Source organism: Dehalococcoidia bacterium (assembly GCA_040902535.1).
Taxonomy (GTDB): Bacteria; Chloroflexota; Dehalococcoidia; order DSTF01; family JACRBR01; genus JBBDXD01.
The window spans coordinates 55,805-73,421 of sequence record JBBDXD010000024.1 but is presented as its reverse complement, the minus strand read 5'-3'; the positions used below and the strand labels follow the sequence as shown (position 1 = coordinate 73,421).

Here is a 17,617-nt window from a genome sequence, read left to right as displayed (position 1 = left end):
AAGGACCCGGTCGGACTCTCACAATGAGTGGACCAAAGATCGGGGGCAGGTCACCTGGGTTCGCCTGTTCTGATTCATCACGTCCTATGTGAACGTTCGGCCGCGTAGCTCTCCGACCGTAGCGGGGCGCGACTCCGGGTACAGGAATCTTTGAAGTTCTTGTCAATCGGGTGTTGACATCGCACATCGCAAGGGCATATAAAGATACCGACGAGTCGGTATAGTAATCGCGGGGGCAGGACACACGGGGTGGCGCGCACAGGCGTCAGGACGAAGGAGGCAAGGCGATGACGTTCCGCATTACGTGGTAAGGCCCAGATCGAAGTGAGGCAAAGAGGCTCCCGGCATGCGGGAGCCTCTTCCTGTAACTCGCGGATTGCTTCTAGGCGGCGAGCGTCCGGGGGGCCGCGGCCGCGTGGTGCTCCGTCTCCTCGTCCGCGTCGGCGAGTCGAATCTCCACCACCCGGTCCCACGCCAGCAGGAACGCCTGCACGCAGCGCGGGTCGAACTGCGTGCCGCTGCAGCGGATGATCTCCTCGCGCGACACCTCCGCCGAGAGCGCGCGCCGGTATGGCCGGTCCGACGTCATCGCGTCGAAGGTGTCAGCCAGCACGAAGATGCGGGCGCCCAGCGGGATTTCCACGGTCTTGAGTCCGTTCGGATAACCCTTCCCGTCGAAGCGCTCGTGGTGCGCCAGCACAATGCTCGCCGCCCCCGACAGGAACGCGATCTCGCGAATCATGTCGTGGCCGATCTTCGGGTGGCGTCGCATGTCCACCCACTCGTCTTCCGTCAGCGGCCCGGGCTTGTGGAGGATCGTGTCCGAAACGCCGATCTTGCCGATGTCGTGCAGCAGGCCGCCGCGCTGCATATCGACCCACTGCTCGGTCCCCGGTTCGATACCCATGTGGAAGGCGATCTCCATCATGTACTTCGCGACGCGCAGCGAGTGGCCCTTCGTCTCCCGGTCACGCGCATCCAGCGCTGACACCAGCGCTTCCAGCGTGCCGTCGTACGTATCCCGAAGCTGGTCCGCCATCTGCAGGATGTCGCGGTTGGCCTTCTGCAACTCGCGGTTGCGCTTGTTCAGCTCCTCGACGTTCTCCGCCGTTTTGTCGATGTATTGCTTGATCGCGAACCGCATCATCAGCGGCGGCGCTACAAACGCGAGCAGGCCGGCATATCCAAGTCCGTCGTACGCCACGGCGAGCGCGAGGCCGAGCAGGCCGAACGCCACGTAGTGCGGGATCAGCCACTCGAACTTCTCGCGGAACACGCGACCAATCGATGTGCGCGTCGCCAGGCTGACGGCGAACGCCACCATGCTGGCGTTCATCAGATAGCACACGACCGTGGCGCCCAGAGCGATCGGGATCAGCCAGCCGTTTATCGGGAGGCCGGGGCCGCTCAGGCTCAACAGTGAGCGAATGAGCAACGCGCCAGTCACGTTCACCACGACGACGCTGCCGACGTTGAAGACGCGCTTGTACCACGCGCCTCCACCAAGGTCAGTGGCCAGGGCGGCGAACGGACTGACGATCGCCGCGCCGGCTGGCCCGTAGAGGAACGCCACGGCGAAATCCCCGACCATGCCGATCGAGACGGCGGTGTCGCCGTAGATCGGGATCCGTGTGCGTCCCGCGGCCACTGCCAGGACAGCCAGGAGCCCGAATCCGACGAGGTCGTCCGTGTCGAGTTGTGGTGCGAAGTACCCGATCGATGCGATGCCGATCGCGAAGACCGTCAGCACGTAGGCCAGCGCGATGCGCGGCAGCCGCTCGTCCTCGTTCTCCGTCTCGTCCTCTACCACCGCGAGTTGGACGATGTGGGAGTCAAGGTCGCCGGGCGAGCCAGAAGGGCGCTCATCGGTGTTCGGCGCGTTGAGCATAAGACCTGCCAGAGATGCGATGCCCCGACCTCAGAGGCTCACGTTAATATCGGCCTCCCTGGCGACGCGCCGTAGGGGTCAGGCCGCCTCTTCGATGAGGGCGTTCATCTGCCGCCGAAGGGAGGCCAGAATCCGCTTGTGAAGTTGGCAGACCCGCGATTCGGAGAGTCCCATCATCTGGCCGATCTCGTGAAACGGCTTCGATTCGGCGTAGCGGAGCCGCAGGATGGCCCGGTCTCGGGCTGTCAGGTCCTGCAGCGCCGCATCGAGCATCGCAAGCGAGGCATTGTGGTCGGCCGCCCGCGCCGGATCGCCCGTCTCGTCTTCGTCCACCGGGTCGAGCGAAGGGCCGTTGTCCCCGCCGCGGTCCTGCAGCGCGTGCTCCAGCGAGATGAACTTCGACGATGCATGCTTCAGTGTGTCCTCGAGCTGCTCCAGTTGAATTCCGAGGCGGAAGGCGATCTCCTTCGGCGTCGGCCAGCGGCCCAGCGTGGCGGACAACTCCTGCGAAGCCGCCTCGACTTCACGCGTGTTCTTGCGGACGGACCGCGGCAGCGGGTCCATCTTCCGGATCGCGTCCAGGATCGATCCCCGGATCCGCCGCACAGCGAAGCTGGCGAAGCTCGTGCCGCGCTCCTCGTCGAATGCGTCGACCGCCTGGATCAACCCTTCGATGCCGTAGCCCAACGCATCCTCGCGGTCCAGCCCCAGCGTCTTCTGGTTGTCCGTCGACATGCGGCTGACGACGAACGCTACGAGCGGCATGTGCTTCGTGATCATGTCCTGGCGCGGTTGCGATCTGGTCATATGCTTGTTCCCCCGCGAAACGGAATTGCCGCCTGCTCCAGAAGTCACAGGCGGCAATCGCGAAGGAACCAGGGGAACCCGGCGGGGCTTCTCAGGTCTTCGGCGGCCCGGCTACCCGCGTCCTGCGGGCCCGTAGCTTTGCGTCCCCGTCTCTCGACGAGTTTGCCTGTTCGGAACCTCTGGACCGATTCATGCGCCCTCCTGGCGTGCGCTGTCCTACCCCTCCTGAGGGTGCGCTCCGGAATCACTAACGCCGTCATGTGCCGTTTGTTACAGGCCGCAGTGATTTTTCTCGGAAATTACACTGATTAAGGTTGTCATACTGACTGGTCAATCCCGTGAAGTTGTTGCATACTCTAGCGGGATCGGCGGCCAGGAGCCGATATGTACAACGAATATGCCTAGGGCCACCATCGACCGGTTCGAGCAGCGCAAACTGACCCGCGCGAAGCTTATCGACGCGGCGCTCAAGCTCTTTTCGACGAGCGGGTATGAGCACGCCACCGTCGATGACATCTCGCGCGAAGCCGGCTACTCCAAGGGCGCCTACTATTTCCACTTCTCGACGAAGGACGACATCCTCACGGAACTCCTCCGCATGTGGACCGAGGACCGCGCAACCGTGCTCGCCGCTTCCGATGGCGAGGCTTCGAGCGCCGACGGCCTGCGCGATGTTCTCGCATCATTCTTCACGTACGAAGAGAAGCGTTGGCCGGCCGTGCTGCTCGAGTTCTGGTCGCAGGCCCTCCGCAACGATGAGGTCAGCAAGCGCATCAGCCAGGCGTACGGTTCGTGGCGCGGCCAACTCGCCGCCGCGTTCGAGCAGGCCGCATCGGCGAGCGCCATCACCGTCGACTCGACGCAGGACGCAGCAGCGGTCGCCCTCGCCGCGCATGACGGGTTTGCCGTGCAGGTCGCCATTACGCCGGCGGGCGCCCGCGCGCCCATGACGGCCGAGGCACTCGCGGAGTCCATCGTCGCTCCGCTCTCCGGCGTGCGCGCCGCAAGCCGGCGCAGGGCCGTCCGCTAACATTCACATCATCCGGGTCGCCTGAAGTCGATGGCATATGCGTGCACTGATCCTCGCGCCGTTCTCGCGCCGCTATCTCGATCGGCTCCGCGCACGCATGGACGCCGTTTACGAGAGCTGGCTGGAGACGAACACGCTCCAGGATCCGGCCGAACTTGGCGCCCGGCTGCACGCCGGCGATTTCACGGTGCTCGTCGTTGAGGCGGACTTCGTGTTCGAGGACGTGTTTGAGGCCGCGCCCGGCCTGAGACTCGTGGGCGTCTGCCGCAACGCGCTCAACCAGGTCGATGTCGCCGTCGCGACCGCCCACGGCGTCGCCGTAACGCACGCGCCAGGCCGCAACACCAACGCCGTCGCCGAGATGACGCTGGGGCTCATGCTGTCGCTCGCGCGTCGCATCCCGTCCGCGCACGCGCTGGTCTCGGGCGGCGGCTGGCGCGATCCGGCGCTCGGCTACCAACGCCTGCGCGGGCGCGAGATCGCCGGCTCGACGGTCGGCGTCGTCGGCTTCGGCCAGATCGGGCGCGAGGTGGCGCGCATCTGCGCCGCGCTCGGCGCCCGCGTCCTCGCGCACGATCCGATCGTGCCGCCGGAACACCTCCGCGCGCTCGGTGTTGAACCCGCCGATCTCGACGCCCTCGTCGCTGCCTCCGACTTCATTACGCTCCACGTGCCCGCCGACGGCGCAACGCACCATGTGGTCGACGAAGCGTTCCTCGCACGCATGAAGTCCGACGCATTCCTCGTCAACACCAGCGGCGGCTCGGTCGTCGACCCCGTTGCGCTCGCCAACGCGCTCGTGCAGGGACAGATCGCCGGCGCCGCGCTCGACGTGTTCGAGGGTCACCCACTGCCGCAATCGAGCCCGCTCATGTCCGCATCGAATCTCCTGATGACGCCGCACATCGGCGGGGCGACGAGCGAGACGATCGATCGCCATTCACGCATGATCACCGAGGAGATCGAACGGTTCATCGATGGCCGGCCGTTGCTGTACGCGGTGAACCCGGAATACGCGGCGGCCCGTGCCCCCTGACCTGACGCTCGTCATCGACGCTGGAACGAGCGCGCTGCGCGCGGTCACCGTCAGCGCCGACGGCGGCGTCGCCGTGGTTGCGCGTGAGCCCTGGAACACCGTCACGCCCGAGGACGCGGCGCCATTCGGCCGCGAACTCGACGCAACGAGCGCGCAGGCAGCGCTCCTGCGCGCAATCGCCGCCGCTCGCGGCGAATCGCACATCGCGGGTATCGCCTTCACCGGCCAGCGCGAGGGTCTCGTGTTCGTCGACGACGCCGGCGATGCGCTCCTCGTGTCACCGAACGTCGATGCGCGCGCCGCGGCGGCGGGCATGGCGATCGACGCAAAGCACGCCGCCGAGGTCTACCGCGCGACAGGGCACCTGCCATCGCTGATGCAAGCCGCGGCAAAGCTCGCCTGGATGCGCGAGCACCGCCCGCGAGATGCCGCGCGCGTGCGCTACGCGATGCCGCTCGCCGACTGGCTCGCATCGACGCTGACCGGCGAACGCCGCGCGTCACGCTGTCTGCTGGTCGAGAACGGTCTGCTCGACATAACCGCTGCGGCACCGTTCGACGCGCTCGGGTCGCCGTCCGGCGCAGGGTCAAGCATCGCGCCGCCGTCCGTCGCCGACGGATCGATCGTCGGCGCGTGCCGGAGCGGTGATACCGCACAGCTTCCGGTCGTGCTTTGCGGCGGCGACACGCAGTGCGCCCTCGTCGGCACGGGTGCGGTCGAGGCGGGCGCTGGCGCCGTCGCGGCCGGGTGGAGCGCGCCGGTACAGATCGTGACGCCGTCCGTCGTCTTCGACGCTGCGATGCGTACGTGGGCGGGCCTGCACGTCGTGCCGGATCGGTGGATCGTCGAGTCGAACGCCGGCGAGACCGGGCGCGTGTGGGAGTGGCTGCTGTCGATGCTCGGCGTGCCGGCGTCCGATGCCGACGCGGCCGCTGCGGCCTCGCCCGCCGGCGCCCACGACGTCATGGCGGTGCTCGGACCGGCGCGCATGAACGCCGCGGCGATGAATGCCGGCGTCGGCGGCCTCACGTTTCCGCTGCCCATCGTCATGTCGGCGCCCGATCGCGGCGACCTGCTGCGCGCCGCGCTGGAGGCGACGGCGTTCGCCATCCGCGCGAACCTCAAGCAGGCAGAACATGTGGCCGGCGTACGCGCGCCCGAACTGCGACTCGGCGGCGGTATGTCCCGCAGCGACGCACTCCCGCGCATCCTCGCCGATGTCATCGACCGCCCCGTGTACGTCGCATCGACGCCGGAGACATCGGCGCTTGGTGCCGCCGCGCTTGCGGCTCCGGCGCTCGGCGTACACGATTCGCTGACCGCAGCGCTCGCCGCGATGGTGCGCCCATCGCGCATCGTGGAACCGGCTGCGCGCACGGCCGCCCAGTACGAAGACCTGTATGAGCGTTGGCTGGCGATGTGCGAGACCTTCGGATCGATGCCATGACGGACAACTACGCAGCAGAACGCGGAGAGGTGCTCGATGCGGTGCGTCGGATCGTCGCGCTGGGGCTTGTCTCCGGCGCGAGCGGCAACGTCAGCCGTCGCATCCGCGCGCCCGAAGGCGAACTCATCACCATCACGGCGAGCCGCGTGCCATATCATCGATTCACGATCGACGACGTGCTCGTCTGCGACTTCGACGTCGAGCCGGTCGTCGGCGATGGCGTGCCGTCGAGCGAGTCGCTGTCGCACCTGGCGATCTACCGTGCCCGGCCCGACGTCGGCGCCGTCATTCACACGCATTCCGTGTACGCCAGCGCGTTTGCCGCCGCCGGAACGCCGATCCCGTGCGTGCTCGACGAGCAGGTGATATCACTCGGAGGCGCCGTCGAAGTCGCGGACTACGGGTCGTCCGCGAGCGAAGAACTCGCGACCAACGCTGTCGCGGCGCTTGGCGAGCGTGCCGCGGTGCTGCTGAAGCATCACGGCATCATCGGCGTCGGCGCCGGCCTCGAAGAAGCGGCTGATGTCGTCGAACTGGTCGAACGCGTCGCGCAGATCTGCGTGGCGGCGGCGTCGCTCGGCGGCGCTCGTCCGCTCCCGGACGATGTCGTGCGTTCGCAACAACAGATATATCGAATGATGAAAGGGTTCCGCGCATGAAGGTCCCGGCGTTTCTCCTGCGACGCCTCTACGTGAAGGGCAGCCTCCGCAACGTCAACGGCGGCTTCGAATTCGACTTGAAGAACACGCTCGGATCGGGCTACGCAGAGCGCGTCCTGCCGATCATGGTAGACGACGAGGCGCTCCCGGCGGCCGCGACGAAGTTCGTCGTCGATGGCGCCGTGCTGCCGTTCGACTCGATCTCCGCCGCCAACCCGATGACGCTCGGCATGAACAGGACCGTCACCGTCGGCGTAGATGGTCGCCCGCTGTCGCCGGGCAAGCACAAGATCGCCATGGGTTTCCTGGTCACCGGCATGGGCGAACTCGCGTTCGACGTCACCGATGCGATCGATGCCGAATAACAGCGACGTACCGCCGCAGCCCGAGCCGATCGACTACGTGGCGCGCTGGCAGCAGATCGTCGCGCGGCGGCGTGTGCAGATGGACACTGCGTACGAAGCATCGGGCTTGAAGAACGTCGATTACTGGGGCCGTCGCGCCCGCCAGTACCGCGAGGCGTTGCACTCGCGGCCCGACGAAGACCCGTTCTTCCGCAGCGTCGCCGCCGCCGTCACGCCCGAATCAACGCTGCTCGATGTCGGCGCCGGCACCGGGCGCCATACGTTGGCGCTGGCGCCACACGTGCGCCACATCACCGCCGTCGATCCGTCGGAGGCGATGCTCAACCTGCTGCGCGAGGACCTCGAAGAACGCCGCGTCGGTAACGTGGACGTGGTGCACGCCGAATGGATGAACGCCGCGGTCGACCCGGCCGACGTCGTCCTCTGCTCGCACGTCCTCTATCCGATCGACGATGTCGCATCGTTCGTCCAGCGCCTCGACGCGTACGCGAAACAGCGCGTGTTCGTGTACCTGCGCGTCGACCCGCTTCCCACGGACATGGGTTTGTGGTCGGAGTTCTACGGCGTGCCGCTCCAGGCGCAGCCGACCTTCGTGGACCTGTACCCGCTGTTGATGCAGATCGGCATCACGGCCGACGCGGACATCATCGAGCATCGATTCACGCTGACCTTCGCTTCGCTCGACGATGCCGTCGTGCAGGCGCGCAACGCGCTTTGCCTGCGCGAAGACGATGGCGCGGCCACGGACAAGCTGCGCAACCTGCTCGATGAGCGCCTCGTCGTGTGGCCGGACGGCCGCCTGGGGCCGCAGATCGAGTCGGCGCGCTCGGCGATCCTGTCTTGGGCGCCGGGCAGCTAATCCCCGCGACGTGCGAGCCAGTCAAGCACGATCGGCGTGAGCTGCTCGGGCCGGTCCGTCGGCACGGAGTGTCCCGAGTCGGCGATCTCCGCCAGTTCGCCGTCGCCGAACATCGCGATCATCCCCTCGGCGGCGTCGCGAGGCAGCACCGTCGTCAGGCCGCCGCGCACGAGCAGCACCGGCGCGGTGATCGCGGCGAGTTTGCCTGTGAGGTCTTCCGGCTGCCATCGCGCGGGAGCCTTGGGGTCGTACTTCAGTGTCATCGTCCCGTCGGCGTGCTTGTTGAGGTTGAGTTCGGTCCGGTAGCGCAGCTTCTCGTCTGGCGCCGTCGTGTTTGCGGCACGCGCATCCGCGAAGGCTTCGTCGAGCGTCAGGTACGCATGATGCCCGGTCTCGGCAAGCTTCGAGATTACGTTCCAGTTCGGCGCGCGGCTCCGTTCCATCTTCGGTGGAATGTCGATGACCACAAGCCGCGAAACGCGTTCGGGGTGCGCCGCCGCGAACGCCATCGCGTTGTGGCCGCCCATCGAGAGTCCGACGAGCACGAACCGGCCGACGTCCCAGGCGTCCGCGAGCGCCGCCAGGTCGTCGACGAAGTCCTGCGTCCGGTAGCTCTCCGCGTGCTGCGTATCGCCGTGACCGCGCTGGTCCGGCGCCAGCACGCGATAGCGGTCGGCGAGCGCCGGCGCCATGTGGTCCCACGTGTGCGCGTGGCCGGTGAGGCCGTGCAGCAGCACCAGCGGCGACGACGACGGCGCGCCCCATTCCAGGCATGCGAACGTCAGTCCCCGCGCCTCGACCGTCGTGGCCCGCGACCCCGTGACAAGTTGCATCGAGAGGAGCATCGCCGACGGGGCGCTCGCCGTCAACGCTTCACCCTGCGCAGCGGCGCGCCTACAATGGCCCCGGCCACGTTGGCCCAAGCCGGAACGGAGCGCACGCATGCTGACGCCGCTGGATGACTACCTCGTCCACCAGACCACCGAAACCGTCGACCGGGTCGTGACGAGCGACCGCAACTTCTACGACCGCTACTACTTCAATGCCCACACGCTCGATGGCAACGTATTTCTCGTCGTCGCGATGGGCCTGTATCCGAACATCGGCGTCATCGATGCCTTCGCCACGGTCATGATCGACGGCAAGACGCAGTACACCGTGCGCGCCTCCCGCGAACTGGGCAGCGACCGCATGCACACGAAGGTCGGCCCGATCGGCGTCGAAGTCGTCGAGGGGCTGCGCAAGATGCGCGTCTACTGCGAGCCCAACGAGCACGGACTCAGCTTCGACATGACGTTCGAAGGCGCGACGTTTCCGTGCGAAGAGCCGCACTTCTTTCGCCGCGTCGGCAATCGCGTCGTCATGGACTACACGCGCCTGACGCAGAACGGGCGCTGGACGGGCGCGCTTACGGCCGCCGGCACGACACACGACGTGCGCCCCGACGCGTGGTGGGGAGCGCGCGATCACTCGTGGGGCGTGCGCCCGGTCGGCGGTGGCGAACCGCAGTCGGCGCCACCGCCAGGCGGCGCTCCCGGTGGCTTCTTCTGGGTCTGGACGCCGGTGCAGTTCGACAACGCCGCGATCATGTTCACCTGCAGCGAAGATCCCGACGGCACGCGCTGGCATGCCGCCGCCGAACTGCTGCACGCGTACGGCAGGGACAAACCGCACGAGAAGCTCAGCGTCGTCAGCCACGACCTCAAGCTCGTGCCCGGAACGCGCACGTTCGACCGCGGATCCGTGACCATGGCGCGCCGCGACGGCACGATGGTGAAGATGACGATGGAGCCGAAAACGACGATCTACATGGCCGGCGCCGGCTACGCCTACATGGGCGGCTGGCGCCATGGCCAGTACCACGGCCCGCTCGCGGTCGAAGGCGACTCATGGGATCTCACCGATCAGGCCGTCACGCAGAAACTCATGGGCCAGACGGAGACCGTCTGCGATTACAGCGTCGAAGGCATCGATGGCATCGGCACCGGGCACGGGATCATCGAATTCCTGCTGCTCGGCGCCTACCAACCGTACGGCTTCAACGCCTGGAACGATGTCGCGAAGTAGCGGCGACGTACGAAAACCGGCCCCCGAAGGGCCGGTCGTCGCTGTCATCACAAATGGTGCCGAGGGGCAGAGTTGAACTGCCGACACCGCGATTTTCAGTCGCGTGCTCTACCACCTGAGCTACCTCGGCGCGCGATCGATTCTATCGACCGGATACGAGCCGCACAAGCGAAATCGAATCTGGCGAAGCCTGTTCCGGCGCACCACCGTTGCTATACTTCGCCAGCATTTCGAAGGGTTTTCGCGTGTCGATCCTGATCGTCGCATCGTCCGAACCGCGCGCCGGCAAGAGCCTGATCGCCGCCGCGATCGCCTATCGCATGGCGCGCGATGGCCGCGCTGTCATGCTCGCGCGTCTTGCCGGCGATGACGCCGCGGACGCCGACGCCGCAACCTTCGCACAACTCGATGGCATCGTCTCGGCGTCCAAGCCGCTGACGGTCGCCGAGCTCTCCGGCGTTCCCGAAACCACCGATCTTGTGCTCGAAGTCCCGGCCGGCGCGGCGAACGACCTTGCGGCGCAACTCACCGCTGAGGTGCTCGCCGTCGCCACGCCAACGTCGCCCGATGTCGACGCATCCACGGTGGGCGCCATCGTCACGCGCGTGCGTGCCGCCGATGTGCCGGCAATCGCATCGAGGGATGGCGTGATCGCCGTCCTGCCCGAAGACCGCGTGCTCGCCGCGCCCTCCGTCGATGACATCGCCCGCGCGACCGAAGCGCGCTGGCTGCTCGAGGCAAGCCCGCACGGATCGATCGACCGCGTGATGATCGGTACGATCGCGTCAGACGCGGGCTCGCCGTACTTCGGCGCGCGTGACCACACGGCGGTGATCACGCGCTACGACAAGACTGACGTGCAACTCGCGGCGCTGCTCACCGACGTCGATCTGCTCGTGCTGACGGGCGGCGGCCAGCCCAGCCCTTACCTCATGGACCGCGTCCAGGGCACGCGCGACGACTTCTCCGTGGTCGTCGCGGCGGAGGATACCGTCGACACGATGCGCGCCATCGAGGGCCTGTACGGCGGCAGCCGGTTCGATGGCGCCGGCAAGATGCTCCGCGCCGTCGAACTGCTCGACGAAGCCGGCGTGCCGGTCAGCTTCGACTAGGGAAGATGCCCGGCATCGACGATCTTGCGTAGTCGGCGTTACGCCGACAGCTCCTCGCCGCCATCGACGCCGATCACGTTGCCGGTCATCCAGTACAACCGCTCGTCCGCAAGCACGGTGATCGCCGTCGCGACGTCTTCCGGCGTCGTCGCGCGGCCGCTGGGATTGCGCTCCATGGCCCGCTGGTGCAACTCCGGCCCGCCGGGAATGCGACGCAACGCCGGCGTGTCGGTGACGCCGGCGCGGATCGCGTTCGCCGTCACGCCCATCGGCGCCAGTTCGAACGCCAGTTGCCGGATGTGCGACTCGAGCGCCGCCTTCGCCGCCGAGACCGCGCCGTACGCCTTGATCACGCGCGTCGAACCTGAACTCGTCATCGCGAAGATGCGGCTGTTCTGACCGAGCAGCCGGCGCACCGCCATGTCTTGCGACCAGTACACGAGCGAATGAGCCATCACGTCGAGCGTCATGTCCATCTGCTTTTGGCTGATCCGCGACTTCGGTTCGTCATCGACGAACGGCAGCAGCGTGCCGAATGCCAGCGAGTGCAACAGGACGTGTACGTAGCCGTCACCGCCGAGCTTCGCGCGCACATCGTCGAGCGCCGCAGCGCGCTTGTCTGGATCGGCGGCGTTGATGTTGAAGAAGACCGCCTCTTGTCCGGCGGCTTTCACGTCGTCCTGCACCTTCACGGCGTTCGGAAGCGTCGAGCGCAGGTCGAAGTGTACGCCGAACACGCCGTAGCCGGCCTTCGCCAGCGCGCGCGAGGTCGCCGCGCCAAAGCCGCTCGACGCGCCGAGCACGAGTGCCCACTTCGATGACATAGCCCTGTCCTTCCCTGGTCTTTCGAGGATGCACGGACTGCGTGCGGCTGTAGGGTAGGCACCGCCGTATCGCCGGGCAAGCGCGAGCTACGTACTGGCCGGCGTCTCCAACACGCCATCCGTCCTGAACAGCGCAGCGCGGAACGCTTCAACAGACGCGTCCTCGCCCGACATCTGCGCGCGCACGGCTTCGAACAGCGCCGCCGTCGGCGCGATGCAGTACCGCATGGTCTCCGCCGCCAGGCGCAATGCGTCCGAGGCCTGCTGCGCTCGCTCCGCCGGCGGCTTCAGCCGATGCCCGTTGATCAGCAGCAACCCGCGCGGCGCCGCGCCGCGTCGCTCGATTGCCCGCTCGATGCGCTGGCGCAGCCGGTAGTGCGCTGCCATGCCTACGGCACCGTCGCTCGCGTCGATCTCGATGAGCGCAGACTCATCGCCGTGCTTGATCTCGATCTCCTCCGAGTTCGAGTCGTAGACCGTGAAGCCGAGCATTTTCAGCGCGTCGATCACCACCGGCTCCAGCCCGAGCGCGCCTTCCTGCCAGAGCAGCGCCCCGTAGCGCGCCAGTTCGTCGAGCGATGCCTCCGCGGCGCCCAACGCCTTCGCCGACGTCGCGAGCTGCGTCCTCGCCGCTGCCACCGCAGCCGCGCGCTCGTCGAGCCCGGGCAATGCGTGCTGTGACAACCACGACGGCTGGCGCCCCTCCGCCATCACGCCGAGCATCCGTCGTATGCCTGCTTGCATCACTTCGGAGTAGGCGTAACGCGCATCACCGCCCGGCGGCGCCTTGATCGCCGGGATCAGCACGATGCGCCCCTGCGCCGCCGGCATCTCGACGCCGATCGCCCCGCCGCCATAGCTCCGTGCGAATACCTTCCCGCGCGTCGCGAAGAACGCTATGTCGTCGACCTCCACACGGGCGCGGTAGGCGATGTTCGCGAGTTGCCCGAGCACGGCTGGCGCCAGCGGATGCTGATAATCGACGATCTGCGCCTGCGTGCCCTCCGCCGCCACGACGTGCTCGTCGTAGCGCACGCCTTCCGCCGCCGGCAGCCACCAGTAGCTCGAAAGAGCATCCGCCCCGTCGATGCCCCGCAGCACCACCGGCGGCTGTGCGTACACCACCACCACGCCGCCGTTCGCCAGGACTCGCTGCGTCTCGTCCCGGCGGCGCGCCAGCACGTCCGCGAGCATCACTTCGTCCGATGAGCCAGCCCGATTGCAGACACGCTGATGCGCAAAGGTCTCCGGTTCCAGCGATCCGTCGACGACGTTCTCAATCAGGTGCGTCAACGCGCGCACGTCGACGACCATGGCGTCGTAGTCGAAGAATGACGGTGCGCTCAGAAAGTTGTAGTTGTCGACGCGCGTCCCCGGCAGCGGCACCCCCAACGACAGGATCCGGCCGATACGGCGGGCCGGCGGCGGTGATGACACGGCTAGTCTTCGAGCGGCAGCGCGCGGAGGTACTCGCGCAGCTCCGGGCCGATGTCCGCGCGCCGAAGGCCGATCTCGATGGCGGCTGTGAGCAGGCCCAGCGGACGTCCGGTGTCGTAGCGCCGTCCTTCGAATTCGTAGGCGAACACCGGCTGCGTCTCCATCAGGGTTGCCAGCGCGTCCGTGATCTGGATCTCGCGATTCATCCCTGGCCGCGTCTCCGCCAGCACATCGAAGATCTCCGGCGTCAGCACGTAACGCCCGACGATGCCCAACCGCGAAGGCGCATCGCTCAGCTTCGGCTTTTCGACGAGCGACCTCACGCGCATGACGTTCCCGCCGACGTCTTCACCCCCCACGATGCCGTAGTTCTCCACGTCGGCGTCGGCCACATGCTGCACGGCGATCACCGACCCGCCACGCTCCTCGAATACGTCGACCATCTGCTTCGCGACGGGCACCTCGGCCACGAGCACGTCGTCGGGAAACATCAGCATGAACGGCTCATCCCCCACGACGTCGCGCGCTTGCAGCACCGCGTGTCCGATGCCGCGCTGCTCCTTCTGCCGCACGTAGACGATGTGCGCCAGGTCGCTGATCCGCTGGATCTCGGCGAGCCGGACGACGTCGCCCTTCTCCGTCAGCGTCAATTCCAGTTCGAGCGACCGGTCGAAGTGGTCCTCGACCGCGCGCTTGCTCGCCGCTGTGACGATGATCACCTGCGTCAGGCCCGCGGCGGCGGCTTCTTCGACCGTGTACTGGATAATAGGCTTGTCGACGAGCGGGAGTGACTCCTTCGGCTGTGCCTTCGTCGCCGGAAGCATCCTGGTGCCGTAGCCCGCTGCCAGGACGACGGCCTTGCGTACGCGCACGGAGCCTCCTCGGTCACTCACTGGAATCGGCGCATTGTATCGATGCGCCGAAGCGGCCAGCAATCCGGCCGCTCCGTAGCATCGTATCCCTCACGTTAAGGACCCCGGCGGGCGAAGCCTCAGGAAGAGATCGGCATGCGGACCTTGTTCACAATCGGCGCAACCCTCCTCGTTGCCGCCGCGACCATCTTCGTCGCGGCGCCCGGCGCCCACGCCGCCACCGTTTCGGTGGACGTACAGGACTTCGTCTTCAATCCGTCCATGGTCAACATTCAGGTTGGCGATGAAGTCGAGTGGACATTTGTGGGTCAGTCCCCCCACAACGTGACCGCGAACGACGCCTCGTTCGCCAGCGCGGACCTGCTTACGGGCACCTTCGCGCGCACGTTCGACACCGCCGGTTCGTTCGCGTACTACTGCACCTTCCATGGCACCGCACAGGGGCAGGGGATGGCGGGCGCCGTAGTCGTGGCTGCCGCGGCAGCGCCCACCGCCACGAACACGGCGCAGTCCGCTGGCACGCCAACTCGCACCGCCACGAGGACGCCGCAGAGCACGACTACGCCGCAGACCCCGGTTGCCACGGCGACGCCGGGAGGCGCCGCCACGCCGACGCCCATCGAAGTGATCCCGATCGGCGCTCCTGGCGATGGGTTGCCGTCATCGACAGGCGGCGCCGCGCCGCAAGCCGTCGGCGCGCCGAACGCCGGCGCAGGCCCCGGCGATACCGATACGTGGTGGTACTGGCTCGCAGTCGTGCTCGCGGTGCTGGGCGCGCTCTCGGTCGGCAGCGCGCTGACGCTAGCGAGATCCGGCAGACGATAGTTGGCGGCGGGCAAGTCGCTTCCCGCTTCCCGCGCTAGGCGCGCTCCTGGTAGTCGCCCGTGCCGGTGTTGACCCTGATCTTGTCGCCTTCGTTCACGAACAGCGGCACGTTCACCACGAGCCCCGTCGACATCTTCGCCGGCTTCGTCGCGCCCGTCGCGGTGTCGCCCTTCACGCCCGGCTCGCACTCCGCGACCTGCAATACCACCGATGCCGGCAACTCGATGCCGATCGCCTCGTCGCCCAAGAACAGCACGTCGCAAGTGCCGTTCTCGGCCAGGTAGAAGCGCGCGTCGCCGACCTGGTCCAGCGTCAGCGGCACCTGGTCGTACGTCTCCGTGTTCATGAAGTAGTACATCTCGCCGTCGACGTAGCTGAGCTGCATCGCTACCCGCTCGACGCGCACGCGCGGCCACTTCTCGCCCGCCTGGAACGTCTTCTCGATCGTGTCGCCGCGGCGCACGTCGCGCAGCTTCATCCGCATCTGCGCCGAGCCGCGCCCCGTCTTGATGTGCGAGAACTCCATCACCTGGTAGACGCGTCCATCCAGCTCGATAGTCGCGCCGCGCTTCATGTCGCCCGTTGAGATCATCTGTGCCCGGTACTCCTCCGCTCAGCCCACGAACTGCAGCTTCGGCGCGCGGCTCATCACGCGTGCCTTGCCGTTCTCCAGCACCACCATGTCTTCGATGCGCACGCCGCCCCAGCCGGTCACGTAGATCCCCGGCTCGATCGTGAACACCATGTTGTCCTTCAACTCGTCGTTCGATGTCCTCGCGACGCGCGGCGCTTCGTGTACCTGCAGCCCGATCCCGTGGCCAAGCCCGTGCCCGAACGTCTCGCCGTATCCCGCCGCTTCGATGACGTTGTGCGCGATCATGTGGCACTCCTCGCCGGTCATGCCAGGCTTCACCATCTCCTCAGCCGTGAGTTGCGCCGTCAGGACGATGTCGTAGATCTTCTTGAACTGATCGTCCGGCTTCCCCAGGAAGATCGTGCGCGTCAGGTCCGACATGTACCCGTCGACGTCGCAGCCCATGTCGATGACCACGCCCTCGCCGGCTTCGAGCTTGCGGTCGCGCGGGTACGCGTGCGGCATCGCGCCCCACGGACCGCCCGCCACGATCGTGTCGAACGACAGGGCATCGCCGCCGTGCTCACGGATATATTTCTCGATCTCCCACGCGACCTGCTTCTCCGTCCACCCCGGTTCGACGCGCTGCGCGACGTCCGTGAACGCCGCATCGCCCAGGTCCACCGCCCGCTGCAGCGCGACGACCTCCTCGGGCTCTTTGAAGATGCGCAGGGATTCGACCAGGTTCGGCGTCGGCGCCAACTGCGGCCGGTCGCCCTCCGGCAGCGACCCGAGCGCTTTCTTGAACGCCTGGTGCGTGGCCACCGTCATGTCCCCCGCTTCGAACGCGATCTTCTTGCCGCCGAGACCCTCCAGCAGCGGCGGCACCCAACCGTCGAAGCCGCCGATGGTCTTGTGCAGCCGGAAGTCCGGCGACTGTTGCGCGCTTTGTTCGTAGTAACGAAAGTCCGTCGCGATCACGGCGTCGTCCGCCGCAATCAGCAAGTAACCCGCCGATCCGGTGAAGCCGCTGAGATAACGGCGGTTCTGCCCGTTCGAGATCAGCGCCGCATCCAGCTCGTGCCTGGTCAGCGCGCCGCGCAATCGCTCCACGCGTGTCTTCATGTGCCCGTCCTTGCTACGCCGCGTCGAAGATGGTGGAGATCCACGCGCGGGCTTCGGCCTTCCTCTCACCGTCAATTCGACGGCGTCGTCCGTCTGATGCGCAAGCGTCCGCTACGCATAATGATCGATGCGCCGTCGTGCGCCGAGGTCACTCCGTGCCCTTGAGCATGCGGCCGAGCGCATCGACCGCGAGCACGTAGCCCTGCGGCCCCAGCCCGACGATGATCCCCGATGCGAGCGGCGACAGCAGCGACTCGTGCCGGAACTCCTCGCGCCTCCAGACGTTCGAAAGGTGCACCTCGATGACGGGAAGTGCGCACGCCGCGACGGCATCCCTGAGCGCCACGCTCGTATGCGTATATGCGCCCGCATTGATGATCAGGGCATCGCCCTCAGGCGCCTCGCGCTGCAACCAGTCGATGAGGTCGCCCTCGCTGTTGGCCTGGAACGCCCGCACGTCCGCGCCCAGCGCCGCCGCCCGATCCGTCACCGAACGCTCGATGTCTGAGAGGGTGGCTGTGCCGTAGATCTCGGGTTCGCGGGAGCCCAGCGTGTTCAGGTTCGGCCCGTTCAGCAGCAGGATGCGCATCGGCGCCATTGTAACCGAGCGCTCCCCAATCTGTGCCAAATCGGGCCGCCGGCCGTCCGGCAGTGTTGCTACCCGCGTTTTGTGCCGAAAACCTACTGTGA

General features: G+C 67.1%; 18 protein-coding genes, 1 tRNA gene and 1 riboswitch. Of the genes, 9 read left to right on the top strand and 10 right to left on the bottom strand.

Annotated features, from left to right (window positions below):
* Positions 1–382: 382 nt before the first annotated feature.
* The gene (locus WEB52_14030; GenBank protein ID MEX2227557.1) at positions 383–1,888 is read right to left on the bottom strand and encodes an HD-GYP domain-containing protein; all 1,506 of its coding nucleotides are present in this window, start codon (positions 1,886–1,888) and stop codon (positions 383–385) included.
* Positions 1,889–1,966: 78 nt separating this feature from the next.
* A complete protein-coding gene (locus WEB52_14025) occupies positions 1,967–2,695 on the bottom strand; it encodes a FliA/WhiG family RNA polymerase sigma factor (protein ID MEX2227556.1) in 729 nt (242 codons plus the stop codon).
* Positions 2,696–2,793: 98 nt separating this feature from the next.
* A riboswitch (cyclic di-GMP riboswitch) is annotated at positions 2,794–2,872 on the bottom strand.
* A gap of 220 nt (positions 2,873–3,092) precedes the next feature.
* On the opposite strand from WEB52_14025, the gene WEB52_14020 reads away from it, so the two are divergent.
* The 6 genes from WEB52_14020 to WEB52_13995 are packed head-to-tail and all read left to right on the top strand — an operon-like array spanning position 3,093 to position 8,091.
* The gene (locus WEB52_14020) at positions 3,093–3,725 is read left to right on the top strand and encodes a TetR/AcrR family transcriptional regulator (GenBank protein MEX2227555.1); all 633 of its coding nucleotides are present in this window, start codon (positions 3,093–3,095) and stop codon (positions 3,723–3,725) included.
* A gap of 37 nt (positions 3,726–3,762) precedes the next feature.
* Complete coding sequence (locus WEB52_14015; GenBank protein ID MEX2227554.1) at positions 3,763–4,761, top strand: NAD(P)-dependent oxidoreductase; 999 nt, start codon at positions 3,763–3,765, stop codon at positions 4,759–4,761.
* The gene (locus WEB52_14010; GenBank protein ID MEX2227553.1) at positions 4,751–6,208 is read left to right on the top strand and encodes an FGGY family carbohydrate kinase; all 1,458 of its coding nucleotides are present in this window, start codon (positions 4,751–4,753) and stop codon (positions 6,206–6,208) included. Before WEB52_14015 ends, WEB52_14010 begins: the two co-directional genes overlap by 11 nt.
* Positions 6,205–6,867, top strand: coding sequence for a class II aldolase/adducin family protein (locus WEB52_14005; protein ID MEX2227552.1), 663 nt, complete (start codon positions 6,205–6,207; stop codon positions 6,865–6,867). The genes WEB52_14010 and WEB52_14005 overlap by 4 nt, the downstream gene beginning before the upstream one ends.
* Positions 6,864–7,232 (top strand): hypothetical protein, encoded by a 369-nt coding sequence (locus WEB52_14000; GenBank protein ID MEX2227551.1) that lies wholly within the window; start codon positions 6,864–6,866, stop codon positions 7,230–7,232. The genes WEB52_14005 and WEB52_14000 overlap by 4 nt, the downstream gene beginning before the upstream one ends.
* Complete coding sequence (locus WEB52_13995) at positions 7,222–8,091, top strand: class I SAM-dependent methyltransferase (protein ID MEX2227550.1); 870 nt, start codon at positions 7,222–7,224, stop codon at positions 8,089–8,091. Before WEB52_14000 ends, WEB52_13995 begins: the two co-directional genes overlap by 11 nt.
* On the opposite strand, the gene WEB52_13990 is transcribed toward WEB52_13995, so the two are convergent.
* Positions 8,088–8,924 carry an alpha/beta hydrolase gene (locus WEB52_13990; protein MEX2227549.1) on the bottom strand — a complete coding sequence of 279 codons (837 nt, stop codon included), beginning with the start codon at positions 8,922–8,924 and terminating at the stop codon, positions 8,088–8,090. The two genes, WEB52_13995 and WEB52_13990, sit on opposite strands and share 4 nt — an antisense overlap.
* 109 nt (positions 8,925–9,033) lie before the next feature.
* Between WEB52_13990 and WEB52_13985 the strand changes: the two genes are divergently transcribed.
* Complete coding sequence (locus WEB52_13985) at positions 9,034–10,158, top strand: hypothetical protein (GenBank protein ID MEX2227548.1); 1,125 nt, start codon at positions 9,034–9,036, stop codon at positions 10,156–10,158.
* A 54-nt stretch (positions 10,159–10,212) separates the two neighbouring features.
* Here WEB52_13985 and WEB52_13980 read toward each other — a convergent pair.
* Positions 10,213–10,288, bottom strand: a tRNA-Phe gene (locus tag WEB52_13980).
* Between the two features lie 115 nt (positions 10,289–10,403).
* Between WEB52_13980 and WEB52_13975 the strand changes: the two genes are divergently transcribed.
* Positions 10,404–11,270: a DRTGG domain-containing protein gene (locus WEB52_13975; GenBank protein ID MEX2227547.1), complete on the top strand. Its 867-nt coding sequence runs from the start codon at positions 10,404–10,406 to the stop codon at positions 11,268–11,270.
* Positions 11,271–11,308: 38 nt separating this feature from the next.
* Here WEB52_13975 and WEB52_13970 read toward each other — a convergent pair whose 3' ends face one another.
* The 3 genes from WEB52_13970 to galU all read right to left on the bottom strand — a co-directional run bounded on the left by WEB52_13970 (position 11,309) and on the right by galU (position 14,403).
* The gene (locus WEB52_13970; GenBank protein MEX2227546.1) at positions 11,309–12,094 is read right to left on the bottom strand and encodes an SDR family oxidoreductase; all 786 of its coding nucleotides are present in this window, start codon (positions 12,092–12,094) and stop codon (positions 11,309–11,311) included.
* A gap of 87 nt (positions 12,095–12,181) precedes the next feature.
* Positions 12,182–13,531 (bottom strand): hypothetical protein, encoded by a 1,350-nt coding sequence (locus WEB52_13965; GenBank protein MEX2227545.1) that lies wholly within the window; start codon positions 13,529–13,531, stop codon positions 12,182–12,184.
* A gap of 2 nt (positions 13,532–13,533) precedes the next feature.
* A complete protein-coding gene (gene galU / locus WEB52_13960) occupies positions 13,534–14,403 on the bottom strand; it encodes a UTP--glucose-1-phosphate uridylyltransferase GalU (protein MEX2227544.1) in 870 nt (289 codons plus the stop codon).
* Between the two features lie 135 nt (positions 14,404–14,538).
* Here galU and WEB52_13955 point away from each other — a divergent pair, with 135 nt between their 5' ends.
* Positions 14,539–15,228 carry a plastocyanin/azurin family copper-binding protein gene (locus WEB52_13955; protein MEX2227543.1) on the top strand — a complete coding sequence of 230 codons (690 nt, stop codon included), beginning with the start codon at positions 14,539–14,541 and terminating at the stop codon, positions 15,226–15,228.
* A 34-nt stretch (positions 15,229–15,262) separates the two neighbouring features.
* On the opposite strand, the gene efp is transcribed toward WEB52_13955, so the two are convergent.
* The 3 genes from efp to aroQ form a co-directional block, all read right to left on the bottom strand.
* Positions 15,263–15,820 carry an elongation factor P gene (efp, locus tag WEB52_13950; GenBank protein ID MEX2227542.1) on the bottom strand — a complete coding sequence of 186 codons (558 nt, stop codon included), beginning with the start codon at positions 15,818–15,820 and terminating at the stop codon, positions 15,263–15,265.
* 21 nt (positions 15,821–15,841) lie between these two features.
* On the bottom strand, positions 15,842–16,927 hold the full coding sequence (locus tag WEB52_13945) for a Xaa-Pro peptidase family protein (protein ID MEX2227541.1): 1,086 nt from the start codon (positions 16,925–16,927) through the stop codon (positions 15,842–15,844).
* A gap of 148 nt (positions 16,928–17,075) precedes the next feature.
* Complete coding sequence (gene aroQ, locus WEB52_13940; protein MEX2227540.1) at positions 17,076–17,525, bottom strand: type II 3-dehydroquinate dehydratase; 450 nt, start codon at positions 17,523–17,525, stop codon at positions 17,076–17,078.
* Positions 17,526–17,617: the final 92 nt, after the last annotated feature.

Bases quoted from the DNA above. Each gene is read 5' to 3' on its own strand.
- WEB52_14000 (MEX2227551.1), top strand. From the start codon at position 6,864: ATGAAGGTCCCGGCGTTTCTCCTGCGACGCCTCTACGTGAAGGGCAGC.
- WEB52_14030 (MEX2227557.1), bottom strand. From the start codon at position 1,888: ATGCTCAACGCGCCGAACACCGATGAGCGCCCTTCTGGCTCGCCCGGC.
- WEB52_13970 (MEX2227546.1), bottom strand. From the start codon at position 12,094: ATGTCATCGAAGTGGGCACTCGTGCTCGGCGCGTCGAGCGGCTTTGGC.
- WEB52_14025 (MEX2227556.1), bottom strand. From the start codon at position 2,695: ATGACCAGATCGCAACCGCGCCAGGACATGATCACGAAGCACATGCCG.
- aroQ (MEX2227540.1), bottom strand. From the start codon at position 17,525: ATGGCGCCGATGCGCATCCTGCTGCTGAACGGGCCGAACCTGAACACG.
- WEB52_14005 (MEX2227552.1), top strand. From the start codon at position 6,205: ATGACGGACAACTACGCAGCAGAACGCGGAGAGGTGCTCGATGCGGTG.
- WEB52_13955 (MEX2227543.1), top strand. From the start codon at position 14,539: ATGCGGACCTTGTTCACAATCGGCGCAACCCTCCTCGTTGCCGCCGCG.
- WEB52_13990 (MEX2227549.1), bottom strand. From the start codon at position 8,924: ATGCAACTTGTCACGGGGTCGCGGGCCACGACGGTCGAGGCGCGGGGA.
- WEB52_13995 (MEX2227550.1), top strand. From the start codon at position 7,222: ATGCCGAATAACAGCGACGTACCGCCGCAGCCCGAGCCGATCGACTAC.
- efp (MEX2227542.1), bottom strand. From the start codon at position 15,820: ATGATCTCAACGGGCGACATGAAGCGCGGCGCGACTATCGAGCTGGAT.
- WEB52_13945 (MEX2227541.1), bottom strand. From the start codon at position 16,927: ATGAAGACACGCGTGGAGCGATTGCGCGGCGCGCTGACCAGGCACGAG.
- WEB52_14020 (MEX2227555.1), top strand. From the start codon at position 3,093: ATGCCTAGGGCCACCATCGACCGGTTCGAGCAGCGCAAACTGACCCGC.
- WEB52_13985 (MEX2227548.1), top strand. From the start codon at position 9,034: ATGCTGACGCCGCTGGATGACTACCTCGTCCACCAGACCACCGAAACC.
- WEB52_14015 (MEX2227554.1), top strand. From the start codon at position 3,763: ATGCGTGCACTGATCCTCGCGCCGTTCTCGCGCCGCTATCTCGATCGG.